A 21,552-nucleotide genomic window follows, 5' to 3' on the forward strand; every position below is an offset into this window, starting at 1 on the left:
TGGCTTGCCGGGGGGGACGTGAATTCTCCGTCCCCCAAATTTTCTTTCATCGTACACCAAAACAACAAATGATAATGAAGCGGATAATTGCAGCATTAATTGGCTTAGGGATAGCCTATAGCATGTTCTCTTGCCAAAAGCCAAAGGATACACTAAAACACATCAGAACTGACGCGAGCTATTACGTGCTATGGCATTTGCCGCAGGGTATACGCGGTGCGCTTGACCAGTACACCACTTTCGATTTTGACTACAGCCGTTTTGCCATCACCTTAAACGGTGGCTTGTACCTGAAAGTAGATAGTATAGAAAGTGCTGGCCGCCTGGTAAAAATAGAGCTGCCAGGTGCAGCGCTAAGTACCCGTAATGTAGCCATGGCTATTGATTTTTATGGCTGGGCTGTACCGGCACAAACTGGTAAGCCCAATTATGCCGTGTTCAATATAGAAGATGGCTTTTTAAAGATTAAGGGCAAAAATGTAGATACCACACTGGGTAAAGGTGTATGGTACCTCACCAAGGCAGGAAAGGTATTGCCCGGGGGCAGGCAGTTTTTTATGGTTTCTGCCGACGGGCTTTTGTATGATGATGAAATAACCCTTGGAGAACTGTGCCGATCAATAGAAGGGATATACAGTATAAGGGTTGTTTACGATGAGCGATTTTCCGGTAGTGTGTTGTATAATGTTGACATAGACATCCGCAAGAGCCTAGCAGCGCAATTGCCTGCCTTTGCGGCTGCTGGCAGTTTCAACTTTACACTTGATAGCTATAACAGGGTGCTCAATATTCGCCCAAAATAATAACAATTATACACCAGAATAACTCTGATTTATGAAACGGATGAAATTTATTATGCTGCTGATCTGCGTAGCATTTACCAGTTGCCTAAAGATTTTAGAGGGTGAAACATTGGAATGTTCTGGCCCATATATCAAAACTTGCCACCTGGGTATGGGTGTAAACGCTACCCTGAATACCTACAGTTGTATGAGATATAAGTCGCCATCTACCGATGCAATGGCATTTAATGGCGAGGGGGCTTTTATGATAGCGCAGGAAAGTGCCGAAGGGGTAACGCTGCAGTTAGCTATTGATGGCATTAAACTAACCTGCGCGGATGGGGAGTTTTATGTGAATGCCTATGGTGCTTACGGTTGGAACCTGGGCAAGCCTGCCGAGGTGAGGTTAGCGGTATTTAAAGGAAAAGTAAGGGTACAAAACGCAGGTGTTGATACAACTATAGCCGATGGTGCCGTAGCGATATTTAACGACTCTGTAAGCACAGCTATAAACTGGCAGCCCAAAGAGCTGACCTATTGGGTAAACCAGTTATATAAGGTTGAACAGGTACCGATTTATGAGTTTAAAGCAATGCTAAACCGCTGGTTTGATGTTAAGGCTGGTGTTTTATCGCAAAATGCAGACTCCATGTTGTATAACGTACGTATACAACGCGACCTGCCTTTGGCCCCACAGCTAAAGGCATTAGAGGAAAATAATGATTATCTGTTTACTGTTTTTAGTGCAGATTCTATCACGATAAGGCACAAATAATAACATTGAAATATTTACAAATGAAAAGACAATTCTTGTGGTTTCTTGTGCTGGCAATGGCAGTTATATCTTCTGCTTGCCAGAAAGCCCCAAACGCTTACCTAAGCCAGCAAACTTATGGTAGCGAAAAAATATTTTCTTTTGATAGCGAATTTAGAGTAATGGTAAATAAGCATAGTGAATTGAGCTATAACATTAATGACCAGCGATTTTATCTGAAGGGCGGTTCTTTTATAAAAATAGAGGGGCTGGCGGGGCGAAGAGCGCCGGTAACTTTTGTGGCAAGTGGCGTAGCACTGCAAACGAGTGAGGCAGAGATAAATATTGATGCTTATGACATAGCATCTGGCCGGGGCAAGCTTACGATATTGAATGGAGTGGTAAAAATTAAAAACAATTTGACCGATACCAGCATTACCAGTGGAGGCTATTGGTTTGGGCCAACTGTGCTTGATAGCGATATTGATTGGCTGCCTGCACAAGAGGTAAAATGGTTAGACAAATGCTACAGCTCTAGTAGTATGAGAGTAGATGATCTGGTAAAACTATTGTATCAATTTTACGCTACTTACGCATCGTATGGCACCGAGCCGGAATTTAAAACCGCAATTTTTGAGGATGTGCACATAGACATCAGAGAGCCTTTGGTTACTGTGATTGAACGTTTGGAAAGGAAGGGGAAATTTAAGTTCAATTACTATCCGCAATATAACAGCGTAATAATTACTAAAAAAGATTAAAATGATAAGGAGCTGGCTTTGGGCGACCCTGGTTACACTTATGGTTGGCATGGGATGTAAGCAAAGGTATGTTGATTCTGATCCAAAAATGGATAGAAAGCGGGAATCAATTTACAGAAACGATACGAGTTTACATTCCCTTGATAGCCTGCAAAGTGATAAGCGATAGCAGTATCGTTTACTAAAATTATTGACTAATACCATCATGAAAATATTTTTGACTATACTGGGCTTTTGTGTTACAGTTTTATCGGCCAGTGGGCAGGCGCTTGTAGATTCTACAGAATTGGCGAAAAATGCTGCATACTTTAAAAAATTGGAAGAAGGCTTTTTATACAATATACAGTGGGCATATGAATTGAATTTGCTTGAACAGGTATCAGGTTTTGCGAATGTGAAGCTTGACAGAGCCAAAGTAGCTGAAAAGGGCAATATTTACAGCCATGCCATTCATGATTCGAGTGGTTATAAAGTGTTGTTCTGGTACCAGAAAACGCTGCCCAAAATATGTGCAGTTGCCGATGTTACTTTTGACGAAGTAAATATGGACGCCATAATTACCTATATGGACCGCGAGGCAACAAGCCAGGAAGCTAGTATATGTAAGCGTATATTGACAACCCTGAGTGCCATAAGCCGCGATAGCAGCTATACCCTTTTACCGGCAACCTGCCTGCAGTTCATTCCTCTGCCGCTGGCAGAAGGCGGGCAGGTTATTGTATATCAGCGATCACTTGATCTGAACACCTGCATCTTTGGCAACGACTATATTTTTACGTTTGACGCTGCTGATTCACTAATTGGAACAACTAAGGTACACGATATGCCTACCAAATCGTGCGTAGATTATGCGGCAGGCCATGTTGCAGATTCAATAACCCTGCACCATTGGCACGACTTTAAAAGTTTGAAAGATTTCCCCATTACAGATATGGCCTCGGTATTTTTTTATGCCGGAATGCACCACATCAAAAAATTTTTGCTGATAGGCAATGAGTTTATTTTTAAGATTGATTTAGGTACAACGGAAATTTGGTACCTGGTAGGTGACGAGTTTAAAAAGGCACTACTGCAATTGCCCCAAAGACCTACAGGCTGGACTTTGTAGTTTTTTGTGTAGTTTATCATTTTATTTAAACAGGTTGTGTAACTGCATTTCATGTAGCCGTTATTTAGAATATATTTATAGTACATTTTTTACAGGCGTATATGAAAATTTATCCCAAAGTACTGCTCAGGGTACCCCAACTGAAATTAAACGCTTCATTATATACTGAATGGGAAAAGCTGAAAGCCTCGATCGCTATCTCTTCGACAGATTTTTACAAGCAAATTAAAGACGTTACTGCAGAAGAACTGGACAAGCTGCCAAGGGCAGTGTACCATACGATATGGAAGTATTTTAACCGTTCGCAGTATAGGGCCACACCCTATGGGAGTTTTGCCGGATGTGGCGTGGTGGAGATGGACACCAGTACCGAGGATAATGAGATTGTAGTTAAAGATTCCAAGATACTCCACAAGTTTCCCTGCTGGACATTGACAGATAAACTGGCTTTACAAATAACAGTAGTTACTGCCGATACGCTTGTTTGCAACAATTCCAGCTGTTACAGCGTAGGCAATCAGATTCGTTTTGTGGCGAGAGAGGAAGACAGTTTTATTTTGGCCGAAACCGACGGGCTTGAATTGTTTCTTCAGGTTTTAGATAGCTGTAAGGTACCGGTGGCAGCCTCGGTATTACTTGCTACTATTGAAGGATGCAGCATTGCTGTTATACAGGAGATGGTAGATCTGCAGCTGCTGCTTACTTCAAATGCACCTAACATTATTGGGCAGGACTATTTTGAGCGCCTGGGCTATGTGGCCACTACTGATGATCCTTTATATATACTTGCAGAGCGTAAGGTTTTGGAAGCAAAGTTGACCAGCAAAACCTTTCAGGATCTACCTGAGCTGATCAGCCTAATGCATCATTTTGTACCCGATCCTGCTTTTGATGATCTTGAACGGTTTAAAGCAGCCTTCAGCAGGAAGTTTGAGCAACGCGTAGTACCACTAATGGTAGCGCTCGACCCGGAACTGGGCGTTGGCTATGCCAATCTTGACCTGGCCCTTGGTTTGGAAGCTCCTATTGCAGCGCCGCCCCGCATTGAAGGCGTAAATGACAAAAGGGTAATGGTAGATCTGCTGTTTAAATCTTTGATCGACTCCGGCTGTAAGGTAATACAGCTGGAGCATTTGAATATGCAGCCCGGGAAAGTAAATAAGGTTATACCAGGGTCATTAGGTGTGCTTGGCGCTGTGGTAGATGATTTGCTGATCATAGAACAAATTGGAGGACCGACAGCTAACCGCCTCTTGGGGCGGTTTTCGCTGATTGGTAAAGATATAGAGCAGATGTGTACTGCTATTGCGGCTGAGGAACTAGCTGCTAATCCTGGTGTTTTATTTTTTGACATTGGCTATACGGATGAAGTTTCGGTAGACAATGTAAACCGTAGAAAACAGATCTACCCGTACCAACTATCGTTGTTGAATTACGATGATTCTCATGGCGCGCTTTATTTGGCGGATATAGATGTTTCTGTTATTGGAGACCAGGTTATTTTATATGACCGCAATAGGGGTAAACGTATTGTACCCCGATTGAGTTCCGGATATAATTACAAGCGCTCGAACCTGGCAGTGTATCGCTTTTTAAACGACCTGCAGCATGATGGCTTAAAGACCAACTTTAGCCTTAAACTAACTGACTATTTTCCCGATGAAAATTTTTATCCCAGGCTGCAGTACAAAAACATCGTTTTATCGCCCGCGCAATGGCGTATCTCTACCGCTGCGTTGCAACGCCAGGCAGCTGGAACAATAGACATTCATATCCTGGCTGATTATCTGAAAAGCATGGGCCTTGAAAAATATGCTGTTACTCGTACAGAAGACCGTACCATGGTGTTTGATTTAGACAACCAGGCAGATTTGAATGAGCTGCTGCATGTAATGAGCAAGTTTGACTCTTTTATATTGGAAGAAGGGTTTATTGCTAATTGCCCGCTGGTGCGAGATAAGCAGGGCAATGGCTATGCACATCAGTTTGTGCTAAGCCTAGTTAATGAGCAGAAACAATATGATCCGATAGAATTGAGAGACTATATGCCAGCCCATACCGAGGGTTTTAAGAAGATTTTCCTACCCTGCGACGAATGGCTGTATTTTGAAATTTACACGCATCCCTTAAGGATTGACCCTCTGCTTGATGGCCCTATTCGCTTTCTTTTGAAGGAAGAAAGAGAGAAGATTGAGTCCTGGTTCTTTGTACGCTACGACGAAAATGGAACACATTTACGGTTAAGGCTTCGGCTTAAAAAGCCATCAGATCATTTGCATATGATTCAGCAGTTGAATGCTGTTTTACGCAGCGAGATGATAAGCGGTATAGTTTCGGATGTAAAGGTATGCAGCTATAAAAGGGAGGCCGAAAGGTATGGCGAAGACTTGATGGCATCAATAGAAAAACACTTTTGCTTAGACAGTTTATATGTATTGGAAGTGCTGGCCAGCGGGGCCACTGAAGAAGAGAAATACAGGCTTTGCACCGATATGCTAATGGCGATCCTAGATGCGCTGGGAGATTTAACTGGCGAGGGTATGATGTATGTTGACAAGGTTTGCCAGGCTTTCTCTGAAGAATACCAGACTACCGGTGACGGATTTAAGGCCTTAAATAGACATTTTCAGCGTATGCTGAAAAGCCCCTTGCCTATTGATGATGATACGCTGTCAGCTTCGTTTGAAACCTGCAAATCTTCTGCAAAGGAATTGCAAAGTAATTGCCCGGATGATAGGAAAGTAAAGTTAATGGCTGACCTGATCCATATGCATGCAAACAGGATGTTTCCTAGTCATCAACGCAGCCATGAAATGATGGTCTATTATTTTTGCCAGAAAATGTTGTTACGGCAAAAGGCTTTTGAGAAGCACGCTGAAGATTCAGGTAATAAAAAGAACCTCCTTTTGCAGAGAAAAACTGGGTAGATGATTCCCTTAAAAATTATAGGCTCAAAACTCCAATCCATCTCTAGGACCCAGGAGGTTCGTTCCAATAGCGGTTTAACTTTTTACAGTGAGGTTTTTATTAAAATCATTGTAGATAGATGTTTGCCCGACCCGATCGTATAAACAACTCTTTCTCCTAGCATCCAGACGTTTCCATCCTTATCCTTAAATTTTGGCGTGCCACCTCTGTGGTGGGCATTTCCCGGAGTGCCATTCTCCAGCCACATGTTATAATATTCTCGACTCCCATTTCTTTGTCTTTCAGCATGGCAATCCGTTTCCCATACGCCTTGCGTTGCAGTTTGATAAGTTAGATTATCAGCATGGGCCCAGCCTTGTTCGCCTTGAACATTCCATGAGAATTGGGGATCCTTTGTTTTTATCCATATGTCTTCTGGTGCCTTTATACAGAATGTAGCAGGTCGTCCATCTTGCAGCAAACATGGAGCATAGTCAACATAAGCCGTATCTCCAGGCTTCATCAGACTCAATTTGCTTATGCTGGCATTTGCGCCATTGGATAAGAAGGAAGCAATGCTGTCCGGCCACATACTGGTTTCTGTGCTGGGAGCGTCAGCGATTGCTAAGGAGTCAACAGCTTTAGCGCTTTCTTGATGTTGATGTTTTTTTGACAGATTTGCGCAAGCTACCTGCAGAACGAGGGCAGTGCATAAGAATACTGAGATTTTTGGATTCATGATGGACTGTGATTTAGTTTAATACTGAATATAATCATAAAAACTATGACAACAGAAATCAGAACGAAACAATGGGCTATTTAGGTAAACTTACCTAAGGCAATGTAGTGCATGCCCAGTCTTTAGGGATTGATTTGGCCATTTTCAGTCCACTAAGAAAGTACAGATTACACATTATCACTAAAAATGAGCGGATTCTGGAATTTGTCCACTTTAGAATAATTCCTTGATTTAGTTTTGAGTCAACGAAAGGAAGTAAAAGGCAGTTGGGTATAAATAGTTCTACGCTTATCACTCATCTCAAATTTTTTTTTATGGTTGACCCAGATTATAAAACTGTTAACCGAGGGATTCCACAGATCGATTATAGTAACATTCTGAAGTATCACGGTTGCAATTACCAAATTAAAGACAGCTTTTACAGCGTAGGTACTGGTGGGGTTGGCGTCTATACGATTTATCTATCAACCCGAATTTTGTCTGCTGGTTTATTACTAGATAGGGTTTTGCCGGTTCTATGCCGCTATAAAATAAGTTTTGATGTATTGCGAAATAACCAAATGCTCAGCGTTTTTAACGGCTATGCAAGAGGTCTTGAAAGTGTTGGCAAGTTTGTTACCGTTTACTGTTACAGTTATGCTCAAGCTGTTGCTATTTTGAAAGATTTAGAGCGAGTCGTTACGGGTATTAATGGGCCAGAGGTGCCCGGAATGCTAAGGGTGGGACACTTGAGTTATGTAAGTGAGCAGTTCTTCAAGGGCGTTACAGGTGATAGAAAGTCTGCTGATATTCCAAAAATTGCTGAAAAAGAAAAGTGTCCACGTTTGCTGGGCGGTTATTATGTGCCAGTTAAACTTATGCGGCGCCTGCCTAAGGGAGATACTTACTGGGGGATTAACATTCGGAATCTCTGTTTTTCTCCATGCCTGATTAAGCAAGGGCGACGGCATACCTTTGATGACCATTATGGCAGGGATATGTTTGATCGATTGGATTGGCAATACCGTGTGCTTAAAGAACTTGCACCTTTGAAAATATCCAGCCAGGTGCTGGATCTCATATACAAAAAAGAATGTGCTTACCTGGTACTGAGTTATCTGGAAGGAAGCAGTATGCGAATGAAAGTTGCTGAGCTGAAAGGTGAAACTTGCTGGAAGGATCTGCCAAAAAGTCAAAGATTGAAATTACTCTGTCTATTTCTTGAAACACTAAAAACGGTCGGCCAACTACATGCTGCCGGGTTTCTACACCGGGACCTTAACGTTGACAACATCCTTATCGCACCTAACAATAAGGTATTGCTCATAGACCTGGAGCTGGCCTATACCCAAAGACTAAAACAGAAGGGGCCACCCTTCGGCCAAGGGATTGCAGGCTATGTTTCGCCGCAGCAGCGTAGGTATGAAATTCCTGATGATAAAGACGATGTATATTCCTTAGCGGCGGTGCTAGTTTTTATAATAACAGGTAGGCATCCGATTGAAACGATAGTGGAAGATGGTGGCAAGACAACTGAAATATTGCATCAGGTTACAGGGAGTCAAAGTCTAGCTGAGATAATGATCCAAGCTTTGGCGCCTTCCGTTGCAGAAAGAATTTCGCTTCAGCTACTGTCTGCATTGGTGGAGGATGAAATAGCCCATTACCATACTTATTGTTAACTTTTAACAGCTTTTTTATGAAATGGAAAGAAACGCTCGTGGACCTGATTGCCTATTGTTATGTAGCACTTTTTGTCTATGCTGCCATTAGCAAACTGCTGGACTACGAAAAATTTGTAAAGTCTATTAACCTCCAACCTTTTGATGACCGCTGGACGCCGCTGCTGGTATGGGGACTACCGACCATTGAACTGGCAGCTGCTGGCTTGCTCATGTTCAGCGCGACACGGGTTTACGGCTTTCTATTGTCGCTGGTATTGATGGTAAGCTTTACTATTTATATCAAACTGGTGCTAAGCAACTATTATGGGTCTGTTCCTTGTGCTTGCGGTGGTATAATCCGAAAAATGGACTGGCAGGAACACTTATGGTTTAACCTATATTTTGTTTTTATCGGATTGGCTGGGCTAATCCTAATGTGGTCCAATAGAAAGTCTTCCCGGGAAACTAAAGACCTGATTAACGCAGTAGGCTAACCCCTTAAAATATTCACGTGGATACAGGTTTACGGTGGCTCCTGTTTCCTTAAAGGCCGCCCTATTTTTAAATCCTTAAAAAAACGAAGTTTATGAAAAAGATCAAGCTCGCTTTAATTGCGCTATTTTCTGTAATAGGTGTAGGTTCAATAGCTGCTACATCTCATGCACCTGGAGATTATTATGCAACTCCGACAGGAGGTACTCCACTTGGCATTAAAGGGGAGGATTTCACTTGTGGTGATAACCCAGATGAAACCTGTGCATATCTGGAAAATCAAAGTGGACCCAGGACTCGGGTTACTGGAGGTTATGTGGATTTGATTCCATAATTAGTGCAAGGAGAGCAACCAGTTGCTCTCCTTGCTGTTCAATGTTCAAAAATAGACTTGTTGTTGAAACCAGCTATTAAGGTTTTTTTTGTCTAGCCCAAGGCCATTAAATCCTGACTTTTATTAGGTTTTCAAGGTATGCAATCAGTTCTTGTTCAGACCATCTCTTAATGCCGTTGTTGATATTAACATTCTTCATATTTTTATCTATGATAATAAATGTAGGAAAACTCTGAATGTTGTATTTCTTGATCAGATCATGATGTAAACCTTTTCCTTGAGTATACAGGTTGATCCCTTCTGGATCGGTATATTGGCTTTTTCCAACACTTTCTATCCAAGTCTTCCTATTAACATCCACAGAAATCGAGATGAAGGCAATATAAGGGTTGCCTTTGAAGTGTTGCTCTACTTTTGACAACACATACTTATAGTGTGCCGTACAGCCAAGACAGCCTGTAAACCAAAAATCAAGAAATACTACCTTCCCTTTAAAATCGCTTAGTTTACTTAGTTTTCCCTGGGCGTTTTCCAGGGAAAAATCATATGCAGGCTTACCTATCGTCAAATTGCTGTTAAGGTCAGATAGCAGGGATAAATAATCCGGATTCTGGATGACTTGCATTGCTTTCGCTGTAAAAGCTGTATCCAGTTTATTTAGTCCTCTATTAAGCATATACTCCGTCAATAGTTTGTCTCGAAGAGCTGGGCGAAAGGTATTCGCATATTTGACAATGTCATACTGATTTTTAGGGAAATCATTTCCATACCTGATCCCAAACTTCCATTGCAGTAGTTTTATAAGTGAGTAGTCAGGGCAGTACGTTTGAATGTTTCCAGGAAGGTCAGGAACTGTTAACAGCGCAATGTTGTTATTGTATAGCTCCTGTAACAATGGAGTTATGGAAGAGCTGTCTAAACGCAGGATAGTTTTCTCGGTAGTAACCAACGTCCATAGTCTTTTTTTATATTCCTGGGTAATTGTATTTGCCTTGAAAATGTCTTTATCTTCTTGGCTTAGCTTCGGATATCTTTTCTGAACCAGTGCCAATTTCAAGTTTAGTAATGAATCCAAGGGAAGATTGAGGTAGTTGGAAAACTCGGCAACAACTGGAATTTTGCTGTATTTCGATTCTGCCTTAGAAGTGTGCTGCGAACGATAAAACCGTTTCGTAAAATCCGACTCCATTTGTTCGAGCTCGTAAGCTAAGTTCATTTTGTCAGAGCCAATTCCTGTAAATCGGATTTTTCCGTTGCTCACGATTAGGTTAACGTGATCTCCAGGGCTAATGGGAAAATAGGCCAGGTAATCTGTTTCCTTTCCATTAAAAGTTTTCAAAGCAAAATAGGCTGTTCTGGAGAAATCACTGATTTTTAGAGTACCTGGTTTTGAATAGTCAAATCTTTTAGACGCTAAGATGGAAAGTGATGGACTGGTGGACAGGTATTCTTTCCAAAGGTCAATTTGCAAGCTATCATAGCCTGAATTCTTCTGTACGATCACCTGTATACTTGCTACCTGATTTCCTCTTGTTTTCAATATGGAGGTTTGTGCATGCGTTTGAATGCTGGACTGTAGTAGCGCCAGCATGATTGTCATTATAATTTTATGATTCATTGTTCTTATAATCGTTAGTCCTAAGTAATTTACCGGTCGTTTTGCTGGAGACCTGAGATGCTGATTTCTAGTGGAGGTATAGGGAAAATGTAGCGTGGCGCGTTAGGTTCTAATTTGTATTCTGTACCATTTAACAACCTGCGTAACGTGATTTGACGATCAGGTTCTCTATTGAGTCTCCTCAGATCTAACCAGCGTAAGCCGCGAAACACCAGCTCTTTCCGCCTTTCGGTCAACACAATATCTAGTGCCTGTTTGGACGTTGCGGCGGTTTGGTTTACATAGGTACTGGTGCCATTTGTATTTTTTTTAAAACGGTAGGATAATAGAAGGTTGATATCTTGCATAGCCAAACTAATTTCGCCCCTTCGAGCCCTGCCTTCAGCCCGGATCAGATACATTTCATCTGTAGCTAGCCCACTAAATGGCGCAGTAAATTTTGTATAGCTTCCTTTAAAGAAGTAAGTACCTGGAGTGAGCGTCCTGAAAAACGCAGCCTGTCGAAGATCATTGGATGCATAGGATTTTAGCAGGACGGTGTCTATGAGGGTATTAGCCCGGCTTATTAGGGGAAGGTTATTTGGCATTATTGTCTGAAAAATGATTTCCGGATGCTCAATGGTGCTAAAGGGAGCTGTTGAGCTAAGGGAAAGGGTATTGTAGTCTAAAAGCTTGTTATGCAGTGTTAAACAACTGTCTGCATAATTTTCTGCACTGATGTAATCACCCATGTTCAGGTAAATTCTTGCAAGCAATGCATATACAGCAGGCTTTGCAGGTCTTGCTGTATAGGAGTCCATTACAACAGGAACCAAGTTCCTAGCATTTTTCAGATCTGCCAGGATCTGATCATAGGTCTGCTGTAATGTAGCGCGTCTGGAAATATCTTCCAGGTTGGGGCTAAGCCGTAAGGGTATTCCTAAATCCGCACCTGCCGTTTGTGAGTAGGGCTTACCAAAGAGCTCGACCAGATTATAAAAGGCATGCGCACGAAAAAATAGTGCTGCGCCCTTGATGTTGTTCCATTCTGACTGGTTGGTTGCTGTTCTATCGATTTTTTCAAGGCCTTCCAATACACAATTTGCATAGAAGACCTGGTTGTAGCCCCTGGTCCAGTCGTTTCCGGGATCAGCGGTGTCGTAGATTTCTCGGTTCCAGGTATATATATTCCGCGTAGATTGTGGTTGGGTCTGGAAGTAAGTATAGGGAAGATACTGATCATCACTGGAGAGCTGGCTCATAGTTGTAGTCCTGTTCATGATTTCCCTGTTGTCCAATAAGGTCCAGTAGTCGGCCAGTGTTGAAGGTGTGACCAAACTTCTATCAGGTTTTTTCTCCAAAAATTCTTTTGTGCATGAGGCCATTGCGATTAGCAAAATAGCCAGCATGAAGTGAATAAGGTTTTTCATCTTAATATCATAAACTGTTCTACATTCCTATTTTTAATCCGAAAGCGTAACTGCGGGGTTTAGGCAAGCCACTGGCATCGGGATCAATTCCATATTTGTTTGCTTTCCAGAGCAGGGCTACATTATTCATGTACCCATAAATTTCAATGCTGCTTACCGGTAATTTCCTAAGCACATCTTTACCGATGCGGTAATTTAGCTGCAGGTCTTGAAACCGAATGTGATCCCCTTTTTCTACAACGATCTCTGTATTTTGGTAAAAATCATCTCGGGTTTGGTTGGTTGGATAAAGAAGTGCGGGTACATTTGTACTCTTTTCATCTCCGGGTTTCTGCCACCGTTGTGTATATTCAATATCTCCCAAAGAGAACAACCCGTTAATCAGTGCATAACTATTAAGGGAAGGCCGTTTGAAATAATAGCCGAATTTGTAAATCAGATTGAAAGATAGGGAAAGTTGCTTCCAGCTAATCGTATTCATCAGGCTGCCAAATGTAGTTGGGTTTGCTGGGCCATGGTAAACCATATTGTCTAAATTGGTTGAATTGGCAATATTGCTGTAAGCTGTACTAGTAATACCATCCAGATAGCCTTGTGGTTCACCCGTGTTGCTCAATCCAGCCCATCGGTAACTGTAAACAGCAAAAAGTGGCCTGCCCTCTATAGGGTTTCTTATTCCGCCTGTAACATAATCACTTACTACAGTTATCTTTTTTAGGTATTTTGAAACAGAGGTTTTTGCATTGCTGAATAACAACATGGTACCCCATTTCACTATTCCGGTTGTGTTTAGGCTGTTCAATGTTATATCCCAACCATTTCCTTTGATATTGGCCGTATTCCCCCGAAAGGTTGGTAACCCCGCAGATGGCGCCAGACTGGCATCACCCATAATGTCTGTTCCTTTTTTGTTGTAAAATTCAATACTGGTGCTCACCCTTTCCTTTAACAAGGCGAAGTCAATTCCAAGGTTCATTACTCTTATTTTCTCCCAACGCAGATTAATATTTGGAGGGTTTGTAATGGTGGTGTAAGGCTTTCCCATTCCATTGTCTGGCAAGGAAGAACCGGTAAGATATGCGGTTACGCTCTGGTCAACGTTGCCATTATATCCATAAGTAACTCGTAATTGCAGCTGCGACATCCATGGGGCTTCAAAGAATTTTTCCTTTTTTATATCCCATTTCAACCCAGTTGACCATAGCGGCACGCCTTTTTGATTGGTGTTCACTCCAAAGAGGTTACTTTCGTCTTTACGCGCGCTTGCACTCAGCGTATATTTCTGAAGATAGCTATAGGAGGCATTGGCATAATAGGAAATATTTCGGTTGGATGCAGCTGACAAAAACCTGTTAGCAGGTATTCTCCTGGTTGTAGTCCCATAAATGGTTGGAAAGAAGGTCAGATAGTCTACATCTGTTTGAGTGGCAAATTCGTCGTTATATCCGTAAAAGCGATTGTAATTACGATCTGTTGCATAATCACGGATTTCATAACCTGCTATTGCGTTTAACTCGTGTCGGTTTGCCCAGTTGTTAACATAGTCTGCCTGGAATCTGATATTGTTAGTAGTTGCGGTTGCATTGCTCAGATCAAGAATACTGCCCAAGGGTACCCTTCGGGTAACTGCACCTGTTGCCTGGTTGATCGTGCTGAATGAATTGATCAGGTCACGAGTAAAGTAGGTCTCTTGACTGCGCAGATTTCTATCCAGGATGACAGTTCTGCCATACTGGTATTTAACCTCAGCCGAAAGGCCTTTCAAGATTTTATAACGTGCATCGATGTTCAGCAAATAGTTGGTTTGATTTGAAGTATTATCTGCCAGTCTAATCTCATCTATAGGCCGGTATAACCAATCCAGAAGCCGTCCTTTGCCTACTGTGTCGGTAAATAAGGTTCTAAGTTTGGGGATTGGCAAAGCATTTCCTTGTTCGTCTGCAAGTCGTGCGTATGGATATAAAATTTGCTTATCTGAAAAATAAACATAGGCATTGCCATCTGCTGTGTTTTTTGTACCGGTGTATATAACTGAAGTAGTCAAACTAAGCCGGTCTTTGAGAAAGTTATAGGTGTTGCTGGCATTAAGGGTTATGCGTTCATATTTGTCACCTTTCAGGTTAGAGATGTTGCGGTCATAGCCACCAGAAACAAAATAACGCTGCTGGTTGGTACCACCACTTAGGTTCAAGGCGTACTGTTGATTAACATTATTCTGGTATATGTATTTCAACATGTCGTTTCTTACATCATGGACTTTCAAAGCATCAAGCTGCGTTTCCAGGTCGGCATTAGAAAGCTTCCCTGATCGGTTTAACAACATCAGCTCCACGGCAGGTGTAAGTGCAGGCATTTGAGCATTGCTTAACGAACTATCGTAATAATTTTTGGAAAATAGAAAGCGTTCAAGTTCGATGTAGTCCGCCGGGCCTAGCCCTCGGGAATAAAAAAGATCTGGTTTTTCACCTATAGTTACGTTGGCATTTGCATTGAAGGTAGGAGCGGTACGGAGCGTGCCTTTTTTTGTGGTGATAACAATAACCCCGTTACCCGACCTGGCCCCCCAGATGGAAGCTGCGGCTGCATCTTTAAGTACGGTAATGCTTTCAATATCATTGGGGTTGATGTTGTTGATGTCTCCATTGTACTCAAAGTTATCCAGCACAATCAGCGGCTTGTCATTTGCAAAGATAGTACTGGTCCCTCTTATGGAGATGTTAGAGCGTGTACCATTTCCTCCAACCGGATTGCCATTAAACAGCATTCCTGTTGTGATGCCTTCTAATCGTTCTATGATGCTGGTTGAGACTCTTCTGTTTAACTGTCGGTTGTCTATCAGGGCGAAGGAACCGGTCGCCCTTTCTTTAGGAATCTTTTGATATCCGGTACTTACATTGATGTTTACTTCTGCAAGTGTTTCAGTTCGCTGATGAAGTGCTACTATCATTTCATTGGAAGTTGCTGGTGCCTCTGAGAAACCATAGCCTACAAGGCTGAACTGAAGTCGAGCGCCTTCAGCAACATCTGAAAAAGAAAATGCGCCTTGTTTGTCTGTTGATGTTTGCTGGTTTGTTCCTTTTATGTGCACCGAAACATTCTGAATTGGTTTGCCCAGGGAATCCACTACATAACCTTTTATAGGATGCTGTTTGTCTTTTGCCCTGTCTTTTTTGGCCATTACTGAGATTACTTTTCCGTTCATTTTATATTCCAGTGGCTGGTCCTTGAAAAGCACGGGAAGCACTTCTGTGATATCTTTCTGGTTTACATTAAGGGTAACCGGATGTGCCTTTGACATTACGTCGGTGTCATAAATAAAGGCATAACCCGCCTGTTTACGAATCTCACGCAAAACATTGGTTATTGGTTCAGCCTTTGCTGCAATCGTAATTTTTTGAGCACTTGCAGAAAGGGTCGAACAGAAGGTAAGCAGCAGCGCAACCAGGATACAGGAGAACGTTCTATTACCAGCGCTGCAGTTCCTCTGAAATAATTGGAACGGGATGCCGGTATGAACTTTAGAATTCATATTTTTGTTGGGTTAGGTGGTTTAAATAAATATGCTTTGATCGTTTATTATTGATAAGCCTAGCTATTGCCGGAAGTGTTGCCACGCCTCCGGCTTTTTATTTTTTGCCAAAGCCAAGACTTTCAAATGGATTATTTTTTTACCATTATCCTCCTTCCTTCTATCCGGAATGTGATGCCGGTATGTGTGCTTAATGCCGCCAAAAGCTCAGTAAGGCGTGTATTGATAGGGAGTTCTCCTGATAGTTGCACTTTTGATAGTCCAGGTTCAATTACAAACTGGACATCATACCAACGTTCAATTTGCGGAATGGCCACATCTAACGTAGCATCGTTTAATACAATGATGCCATCCCTCCAGCTGCTAAAAGCTAATGCATCAACTTTTACTGATTCCAGTTTACCCTGACCTGATACGGCCTGTTGTCCTGGTGCTATTTTGAGGGATGTTTGGGTTTGTATATTGGTTACTAGTAAGCTTCCTTCCTGAAGTGTGGTAAAGGTAAAAGGGGAATCCATATAGGTATTGAGGTTGAATTGCGTGCCCAGTACTTTTACTTCCTGCCCATTGCTTTTTACAATAAAGGGCTTGGCTTTATTGGGAGAAACCTGGAAAAAGGCTTCACCAGTTAATTCTACAGTCCGGGTTTCTGTATTGAACTGCTGGGGGTATTTGAGTGTTGAGGCTGCATTGAGCCAAACCCGAGTCCCATCGGGAAGGATGACCTGAAATCGCCCTCCATTAGGGGTATGGATGCTGTTGAAGGCCAGTTCGTTGTTGACTGACTTGGAATCACCCCTTACATATTTGATGGTTCCTGTCTGCTCTTTTTCGATGTGTACATCTTGATCCTGAAAGAGCGTTCCGTGCTTAACTTTTGCCAGGTCAATTACAACGCCATTGGCCAGAGTAAGGGTAGCCTTGTTGCCACCGGGCATAATATCTGTAGCCGTAGTTTCAGGGCGTGGTATGTTTACAGTTGGAGTTCTTGTGAGGTAAACCAAGGTGGTTACTGCCAGTAATATTGATGCAGCGATAGCTGCAGGGTACCATTTGAGTAGCTTTCTTCTTGGCGGAAGTATTTGATAGCGCAGGTTAAGTTTGACCTGGTGTAGCAGTTTGTCCATGTCTGGGTCTGCTTCATTTGAATGTTCATCGTTGAGAACTTCCCGGATCAGCCGCCTGGGAATAGACTGATTTTCTTTTGTATCGAAATAAGAAAGCAGTTCATCCAGTTCATCCTGGCGGATGCTTCCGGCGCTGAACTTTTGAAAAAGTGTTTTGAGGTATGGGTATGATTTCACGGTCCTTTTTAACTGCAATACGTGCTAAGCGGAGAAACCAATAGCTGTAGCTGAAGAAAAAAAGACGTGATTCTGTTAAGTGATTGATATTTAGGTTTATAAAATTAAATTGCTTGCAGCATAAAACCTAAAATGAGGGGGACGGCGAGGTTAGGATATGCTGCCAGGTATCTTTTGAGGAATGCATTGGCCTTTGTGATATGATCGTTTACTGCTGCTATAGAGATACCCAGGGATTCACTGATTTCCCGATAGCTTTTTTCTTCCAGCTTGCAAAGCATAAAAACCTTTTTCCGTTGTGGGGGGAGCTGATCAATGATGCGGTATAAAAGATCCCTGCTTTCTTTTTCATACAATAGTTTTTCTATGCTATCGTAGGCACTACCTGCACGGCGCAACAGTTGCGTTTTCATTTTGCTGTCATTTGCCGCCTTACGGAAAAAGTCGTAAACCATGTTCTCAGCAATGCGGAAGAGGTAACCTTTAATGGGCCTTTGTGGATCAATGCTCGATCTGTTTTCCCATAGCCGCAAAAACAGTTCCTGCATCGTTTCCGCTACTTGTTCCTTTGATTTTAACAATTTAAGCAGTCTGGCAGCAAGTGGCCGTTTATAAAGATCATAAATTGCCTCGAATGCCGGATAGTCACCGTCACGTAGACTTTGTGAGAGCGCTTGTTCATCGGGGTGGATCGGGCGCTGCATATATATGAATTGTATCAACAAATCTCTGTATTAATTCAGGCATGTGCAAATCCAAATGGACTAAAAAATAGTGAACAGTTTGTTACTATTTAAAAAATAGCCATATCTTTATTTTGCCAAAGCTTCAGACAAAGAACCACATGCATCTGATTTAATTACAAACAGTTAGAGTCAACAGACAGGTTTATATACATTGTTTGCAATCTGAAACACTAATTCCACTATTTTCCAGTCAGGCAAAAAAGTCCAACAACTAGGTAAAAAAATCCAATAAATAATTACAGCTGGGTTTGTACCAGAATTTATGTTTTACCCATTTTTGAAGTGACAATTTTTTGCTATTAACCCTCAGAATAAAACATGTCAAATGCAAACACCCAGAGGCAGCCCGAAAGGACTTTGTTGAGCTGTTTCGTTATAGATGACGAGCAAGCTGCAATAAACAAACTGGAGTACTTCATTAAGATTACCCAAGGGCTAGATTTTATAGGAGCCGAAAAAGACCCACTGAAAGCGCATGCTATGCTTTCAAAAGAAAAGGGACTTCCGGATGTTGTATTTCTGGATATCGAGATGAAGGGCCCATTGGGGCTCAAACTGGCCAGACTAGTTATGAACAAGGTGCTTGTGGTGTTTACAACCGGTCATAGTCAATTTGCGGTGGAGGCCTATAGATTAAACGCCATAGACTATTTAATGAAACCAATTACCTATCCTCATTTTTTAGAAGCAGTTGCAAAATGCCGCTTAAAGAAAGAAACCGCTGATCATATTGCAAAAGATGAAGCAAGTTTGTTATTCCTAAAAGATTCCTTATCAGGTCAGACCACAAAAGTAAACCATGATGATATCCTTTATATACAAAGCATCGGAAATTACTGTAAGATTTACTTTACCAATAAGAGCCAGATTATGCCGCACATGGCGCTGAAACAGATACTTTCACAACTCCGCAGTGATCGTTTCATCAGAATTCATAAATCTTATGTGATCAATATGAAGCACATCCAATTTTATGAAGGAAATGGAACTATAAAAATAGTAAATGATATAAAATTGGAGGTAGGTAGAACTTTCAAAAAAGACTTGAAGGAAAAAATCAAAGAAGCACATGGCAAGTAACCTGCCATGTGCTCTGCGCTGCTATTTTACGCAGATCATTGTGGGAATTGTAGTCACTGTCGTTGTTGGACTTAGCGCTAGATTTGTTCCATTTGATGTTTTAAAAGAGAACAATGTTTTTCTTGTTGTTTTTTTTGTTTTCATTTTTCAATTCGCTTTGATCGGTTAACAATTTTGTTATTTACAACCTAATCTAAACACAACTTAATGAATTTCAAAAGCAAAATACATATCCCGCAGTTTTTAAGTGATAACCGTAGATCTACTACCCCAACCAATCCCTTGCTCAAGAGATTTGCATCTTGGATAACCACGGTAAAATTTCAAATTTTCTTGATGGTTCTGCTGGCCTCGATTGATTATTTCGTTATCATGATAAATGGGGTAGCGGATAAGGTTCCCGAATTTCTGATTCTCATGAGTATTGAAACTGCCTTCTTTTTTGCCTATGTTCATTTTATTTTTCCGAAACTGGCAGCGAGTAGCTCTTCACTGTTGATCATACTTGCTACTCTATTGATATGTCTAATATTATTTTCGCTGTCATACCTCCTAACTTATACGTTATTTGCAGCAGACCCCAAACTGTTCATAAGTAAGCTGACGCTAAAGTTTGTTGTTAATTCCCTTTATCGTGGGTGGAAAATGATGGTTTTTTCACTGTTCCTGTGGAGTGCTTATATTATAAAAGCTTCCGCAAAACGTGAACAGGTACTGGAGAATAGTGCTTTGTACACTCGTCTAAGTCCCCATTTGTTTTTCAATGCGCTGAATATGCTACCCACTGAAGGCAGTATTCCTCTTAAAAACGAAAAAATAATCGATTTGCTATCACGCTACACGCGAAATGCCTTGGTTGAACTAGGAGAAGACGGAAAGGGCTTATTGATCCAAGAGCTGGATCAGCTGGACACCCTGCTGCAGCTTAATGAACTTCGTTTTGGCAAGATTTACGTTCAGTTTAGCAAAAATATACCTGGTGATATAACGGGCTACCGGATTCCGCCGCAGAGCATAGTAACACTCACTGAAAATATCTTTAAATATGGAATTGTAGATGACCCGCTAAAACCTGCAGCCATTTCAATTGATGCATCCAACCACTATCTAACCGTTACGGTTACCAATTACAAATATCCACTACCAGAACATCCATCTGGTAAAATAGGCATCAATAGTGTGCAAAAGCGCTTGACCAATATATATGGAAAGAGCCATCATTTTAAGATTAATGAAACGCCGGAAGTGTTCAGCATTGAAATAGGCTTTCCTGTTTGATTCTCGGCAAGGAGATTGCGAAGGGCGGCTAGTGTTACTTGATTTCGTCGATCAATAGAAGATTACCTAAATTATCTCGAGCAGTTGAGTCTCGATCTGTTCTTAAGTAATCAATACTGCCAACACGTACAACTCCTACATCAGCACCTTCATTCCAATCGCCGTTTGTATAATTATATATAGCGGTCTTAAAGGAGTGTTGCTTCATATGGGTTATAATGTCTGCTTTAGTATGGACAGCTCCTTTACTTAATCTGCCTCTGTCGGTAGGTGAGTGAACCAATACATGTGTGATATGTGAATCGTTATTACTTTTCCTGATAGCTGTGATGTAGTAGGTGCTCATAACATTGGTTTAAAATCCTGACCTTTTTCATTCAGGCCGGGTCGATGTTTGATACGCCGGGCGGGTGGTAAAAATGAATTTGATAAAGCTTACACCAAGATAGATCATATTCCCTTATCTCTATGCCGATCATTATAAAAAGGGGATTTTTCCGGTAGAATAAGGTGCTCCTACATTTATAGGAACACCTTAGAAACAGGGTATTCGATTGGCTACATTTCGCTTATCTGCTATGAAAAACCATAGAAATCTGAGCGTAACCAAATTTCACGTTCATAGATCAATACTTCTGAACTTACGTCACACATCATTAACATGTTGTGAGATATCTCAAGCGAATCCGCTAAGACATGCGTCAAATCTTGCATCAACTTTTCATTTTTATAATACGGCGTGATACTTAATTTGAGAAGGTAACTTTTGTTTCTTCTTGCATGCGTCGATTCCCACCATTGAATATCCGGTAGATTAGTATTAGCAAACTTTTCTCCTATTTTTCGGCTAAGTTCTGCGTCGCTTGGGCCATAGTGGATGTTCGGATTTATGCACCTTGTTCCAGTCCCCAAAATATTCCGTACTTTAGATTTCAATCTATCAAGCAGGTGAGGCCAAATATTGGCCAGATATACGGCTATTTCAATTTCAATAGCCACTGGTTTATGATATGTCATAATTTTCTGTTTTAATGTTTTAGAAAAGTCTTAACCGTGAAGGACATTAAA

18 protein-coding genes are annotated in these 21,552 nt (G+C 41.5%); 10 read left to right on the top strand and 8 right to left on the bottom strand.

Annotation, left to right across the window (positions count from 1 at the left end):
- Positions 1-74: 74 nt before the first annotated feature.
- The 5 genes from BLR32_RS09005 to BLR32_RS09025 all read left to right on the top strand — a co-directional run bounded on the left by BLR32_RS09005 (position 75) and on the right by BLR32_RS09025 (position 6,332).
- Positions 75-803: a hypothetical protein gene (locus BLR32_RS09005; RefSeq protein WP_143011408.1), complete on the top strand. Its 729-nt coding sequence runs from the start codon at positions 75-77 to the stop codon at positions 801-803.
- A gap of 31 nt (positions 804-834) precedes the next feature.
- Positions 835-1,557 (top strand): hypothetical protein, encoded by a 723-nt coding sequence (locus BLR32_RS09010; RefSeq protein WP_089830804.1) that lies wholly within the window; start codon positions 835-837, stop codon positions 1,555-1,557.
- 20 nt (positions 1,558-1,577) lie between these two features.
- Complete coding sequence (locus BLR32_RS09015; protein ID WP_089830806.1) at positions 1,578-2,297, top strand: hypothetical protein; 720 nt, start codon at positions 1,578-1,580, stop codon at positions 2,295-2,297.
- Positions 2,298-2,502: 205 nt separating this feature from the next.
- Positions 2,503-3,405 carry a hypothetical protein gene (locus BLR32_RS09020; protein ID WP_089830808.1) on the top strand — a complete coding sequence of 301 codons (903 nt, stop codon included), beginning with the start codon at positions 2,503-2,505 and terminating at the stop codon, positions 3,403-3,405.
- A 101-nt stretch (positions 3,406-3,506) separates the two neighbouring features.
- Positions 3,507-6,332: a lantibiotic dehydratase gene (locus BLR32_RS09025; RefSeq protein WP_089830810.1), complete on the top strand. Its 2,826-nt coding sequence runs from the start codon at positions 3,507-3,509 to the stop codon at positions 6,330-6,332.
- Positions 6,333-6,415: 83 nt separating this feature from the next.
- On the opposite strand, the gene BLR32_RS09030 is transcribed toward BLR32_RS09025, so the two are convergent.
- Positions 6,416-7,051, bottom strand: coding sequence for a hypothetical protein (locus BLR32_RS09030; RefSeq protein WP_089830812.1), 636 nt, complete (start codon positions 7,049-7,051; stop codon positions 6,416-6,418).
- Positions 7,052-7,365: 314 nt separating this feature from the next.
- Here BLR32_RS09030 and BLR32_RS09035 point away from each other — a divergent pair, with 314 nt between their 5' ends.
- The 3 genes from BLR32_RS09035 (at position 7,366) to BLR32_RS09045 (ending at position 9,520) form a co-directional block, all read left to right on the top strand.
- Entirely contained in the window at positions 7,366-8,712 is a 1,347-nt protein-coding gene (locus tag BLR32_RS09035; protein ID WP_089830813.1) for a protein kinase domain-containing protein, read from the top strand.
- Positions 8,713-8,729: 17 nt separating this feature from the next.
- Complete coding sequence (locus BLR32_RS09040) at positions 8,730-9,188, top strand: MauE/DoxX family redox-associated membrane protein (protein ID WP_089830815.1); 459 nt, start codon at positions 8,730-8,732, stop codon at positions 9,186-9,188.
- A 92-nt stretch (positions 9,189-9,280) separates the two neighbouring features.
- Positions 9,281-9,520, top strand: a complete 240-nt coding sequence (locus BLR32_RS09045; RefSeq protein ID WP_089830817.1) for a hypothetical protein — start codon at positions 9,281-9,283, stop codon at positions 9,518-9,520.
- Positions 9,521-9,626: 106 nt separating this feature from the next.
- On the opposite strand, the gene BLR32_RS09050 is transcribed toward BLR32_RS09045, so the two are convergent.
- The 5 genes from BLR32_RS09050 to BLR32_RS09070 form a co-directional block, all read right to left on the bottom strand.
- Entirely contained in the window at positions 9,627-11,111 is a 1,485-nt protein-coding gene (locus tag BLR32_RS09050; protein WP_176842213.1) for a TlpA family protein disulfide reductase, read from the bottom strand.
- Positions 11,112-11,167: 56 nt separating this feature from the next.
- Positions 11,168-12,547 (bottom strand): RagB/SusD family nutrient uptake outer membrane protein, encoded by a 1,380-nt coding sequence (locus tag BLR32_RS09055; protein ID WP_089830822.1) that lies wholly within the window; start codon positions 12,545-12,547, stop codon positions 11,168-11,170.
- Between the two features lie 19 nt (positions 12,548-12,566).
- Positions 12,567-16,076, bottom strand: coding sequence for a SusC/RagA family TonB-linked outer membrane protein (locus BLR32_RS09060; protein WP_089830825.1), 3,510 nt, complete (start codon positions 16,074-16,076; stop codon positions 12,567-12,569).
- Between the two features lie 131 nt (positions 16,077-16,207).
- Positions 16,208-17,380 (bottom strand): FecR family protein, encoded by a 1,173-nt coding sequence (locus BLR32_RS09065; protein ID WP_089830827.1) that lies wholly within the window; start codon positions 17,378-17,380, stop codon positions 16,208-16,210.
- A gap of 104 nt (positions 17,381-17,484) precedes the next feature.
- Positions 17,485-18,084 carry an RNA polymerase sigma factor gene (locus tag BLR32_RS09070; RefSeq protein ID WP_089830829.1) on the bottom strand — a complete coding sequence of 200 codons (600 nt, stop codon included), beginning with the start codon at positions 18,082-18,084 and terminating at the stop codon, positions 17,485-17,487.
- A gap of 360 nt (positions 18,085-18,444) precedes the next feature.
- Here BLR32_RS09070 and BLR32_RS09075 point away from each other — a divergent pair, with 360 nt between their 5' ends.
- Together BLR32_RS09075 and BLR32_RS09080 are read left to right on the top strand one after the other, a co-directional pair.
- On the top strand, positions 18,445-19,206 hold the full coding sequence (locus BLR32_RS09075) for a LytR/AlgR family response regulator transcription factor (RefSeq protein ID WP_089830831.1): 762 nt from the start codon (positions 18,445-18,447) through the stop codon (positions 19,204-19,206).
- A 207-nt stretch (positions 19,207-19,413) separates the two neighbouring features.
- Entirely contained in the window at positions 19,414-20,484 is a 1,071-nt protein-coding gene (locus BLR32_RS09080; protein ID WP_089830833.1) for a histidine kinase, read from the top strand.
- 34 nt (positions 20,485-20,518) lie between these two features.
- On the opposite strand, the gene BLR32_RS09085 is transcribed toward BLR32_RS09080, so the two are convergent.
- Positions 20,519-20,830: a DUF3892 domain-containing protein gene (locus tag BLR32_RS09085; RefSeq protein WP_089830835.1), complete on the bottom strand. Its 312-nt coding sequence runs from the start codon at positions 20,828-20,830 to the stop codon at positions 20,519-20,521.
- A gap of 230 nt (positions 20,831-21,060) precedes the next feature.
- Complete coding sequence (locus tag BLR32_RS09090; protein WP_089830837.1) at positions 21,061-21,501, bottom strand: hypothetical protein; 441 nt, start codon at positions 21,499-21,501, stop codon at positions 21,061-21,063.
- Positions 21,502-21,552: the final 51 nt, after the last annotated feature.

The organism is Chitinophaga filiformis (genome assembly GCF_900102545.1).
GTDB lineage: Bacteria > Bacteroidota > Bacteroidia > Chitinophagales > Chitinophagaceae > Chitinophaga > Chitinophaga filiformis.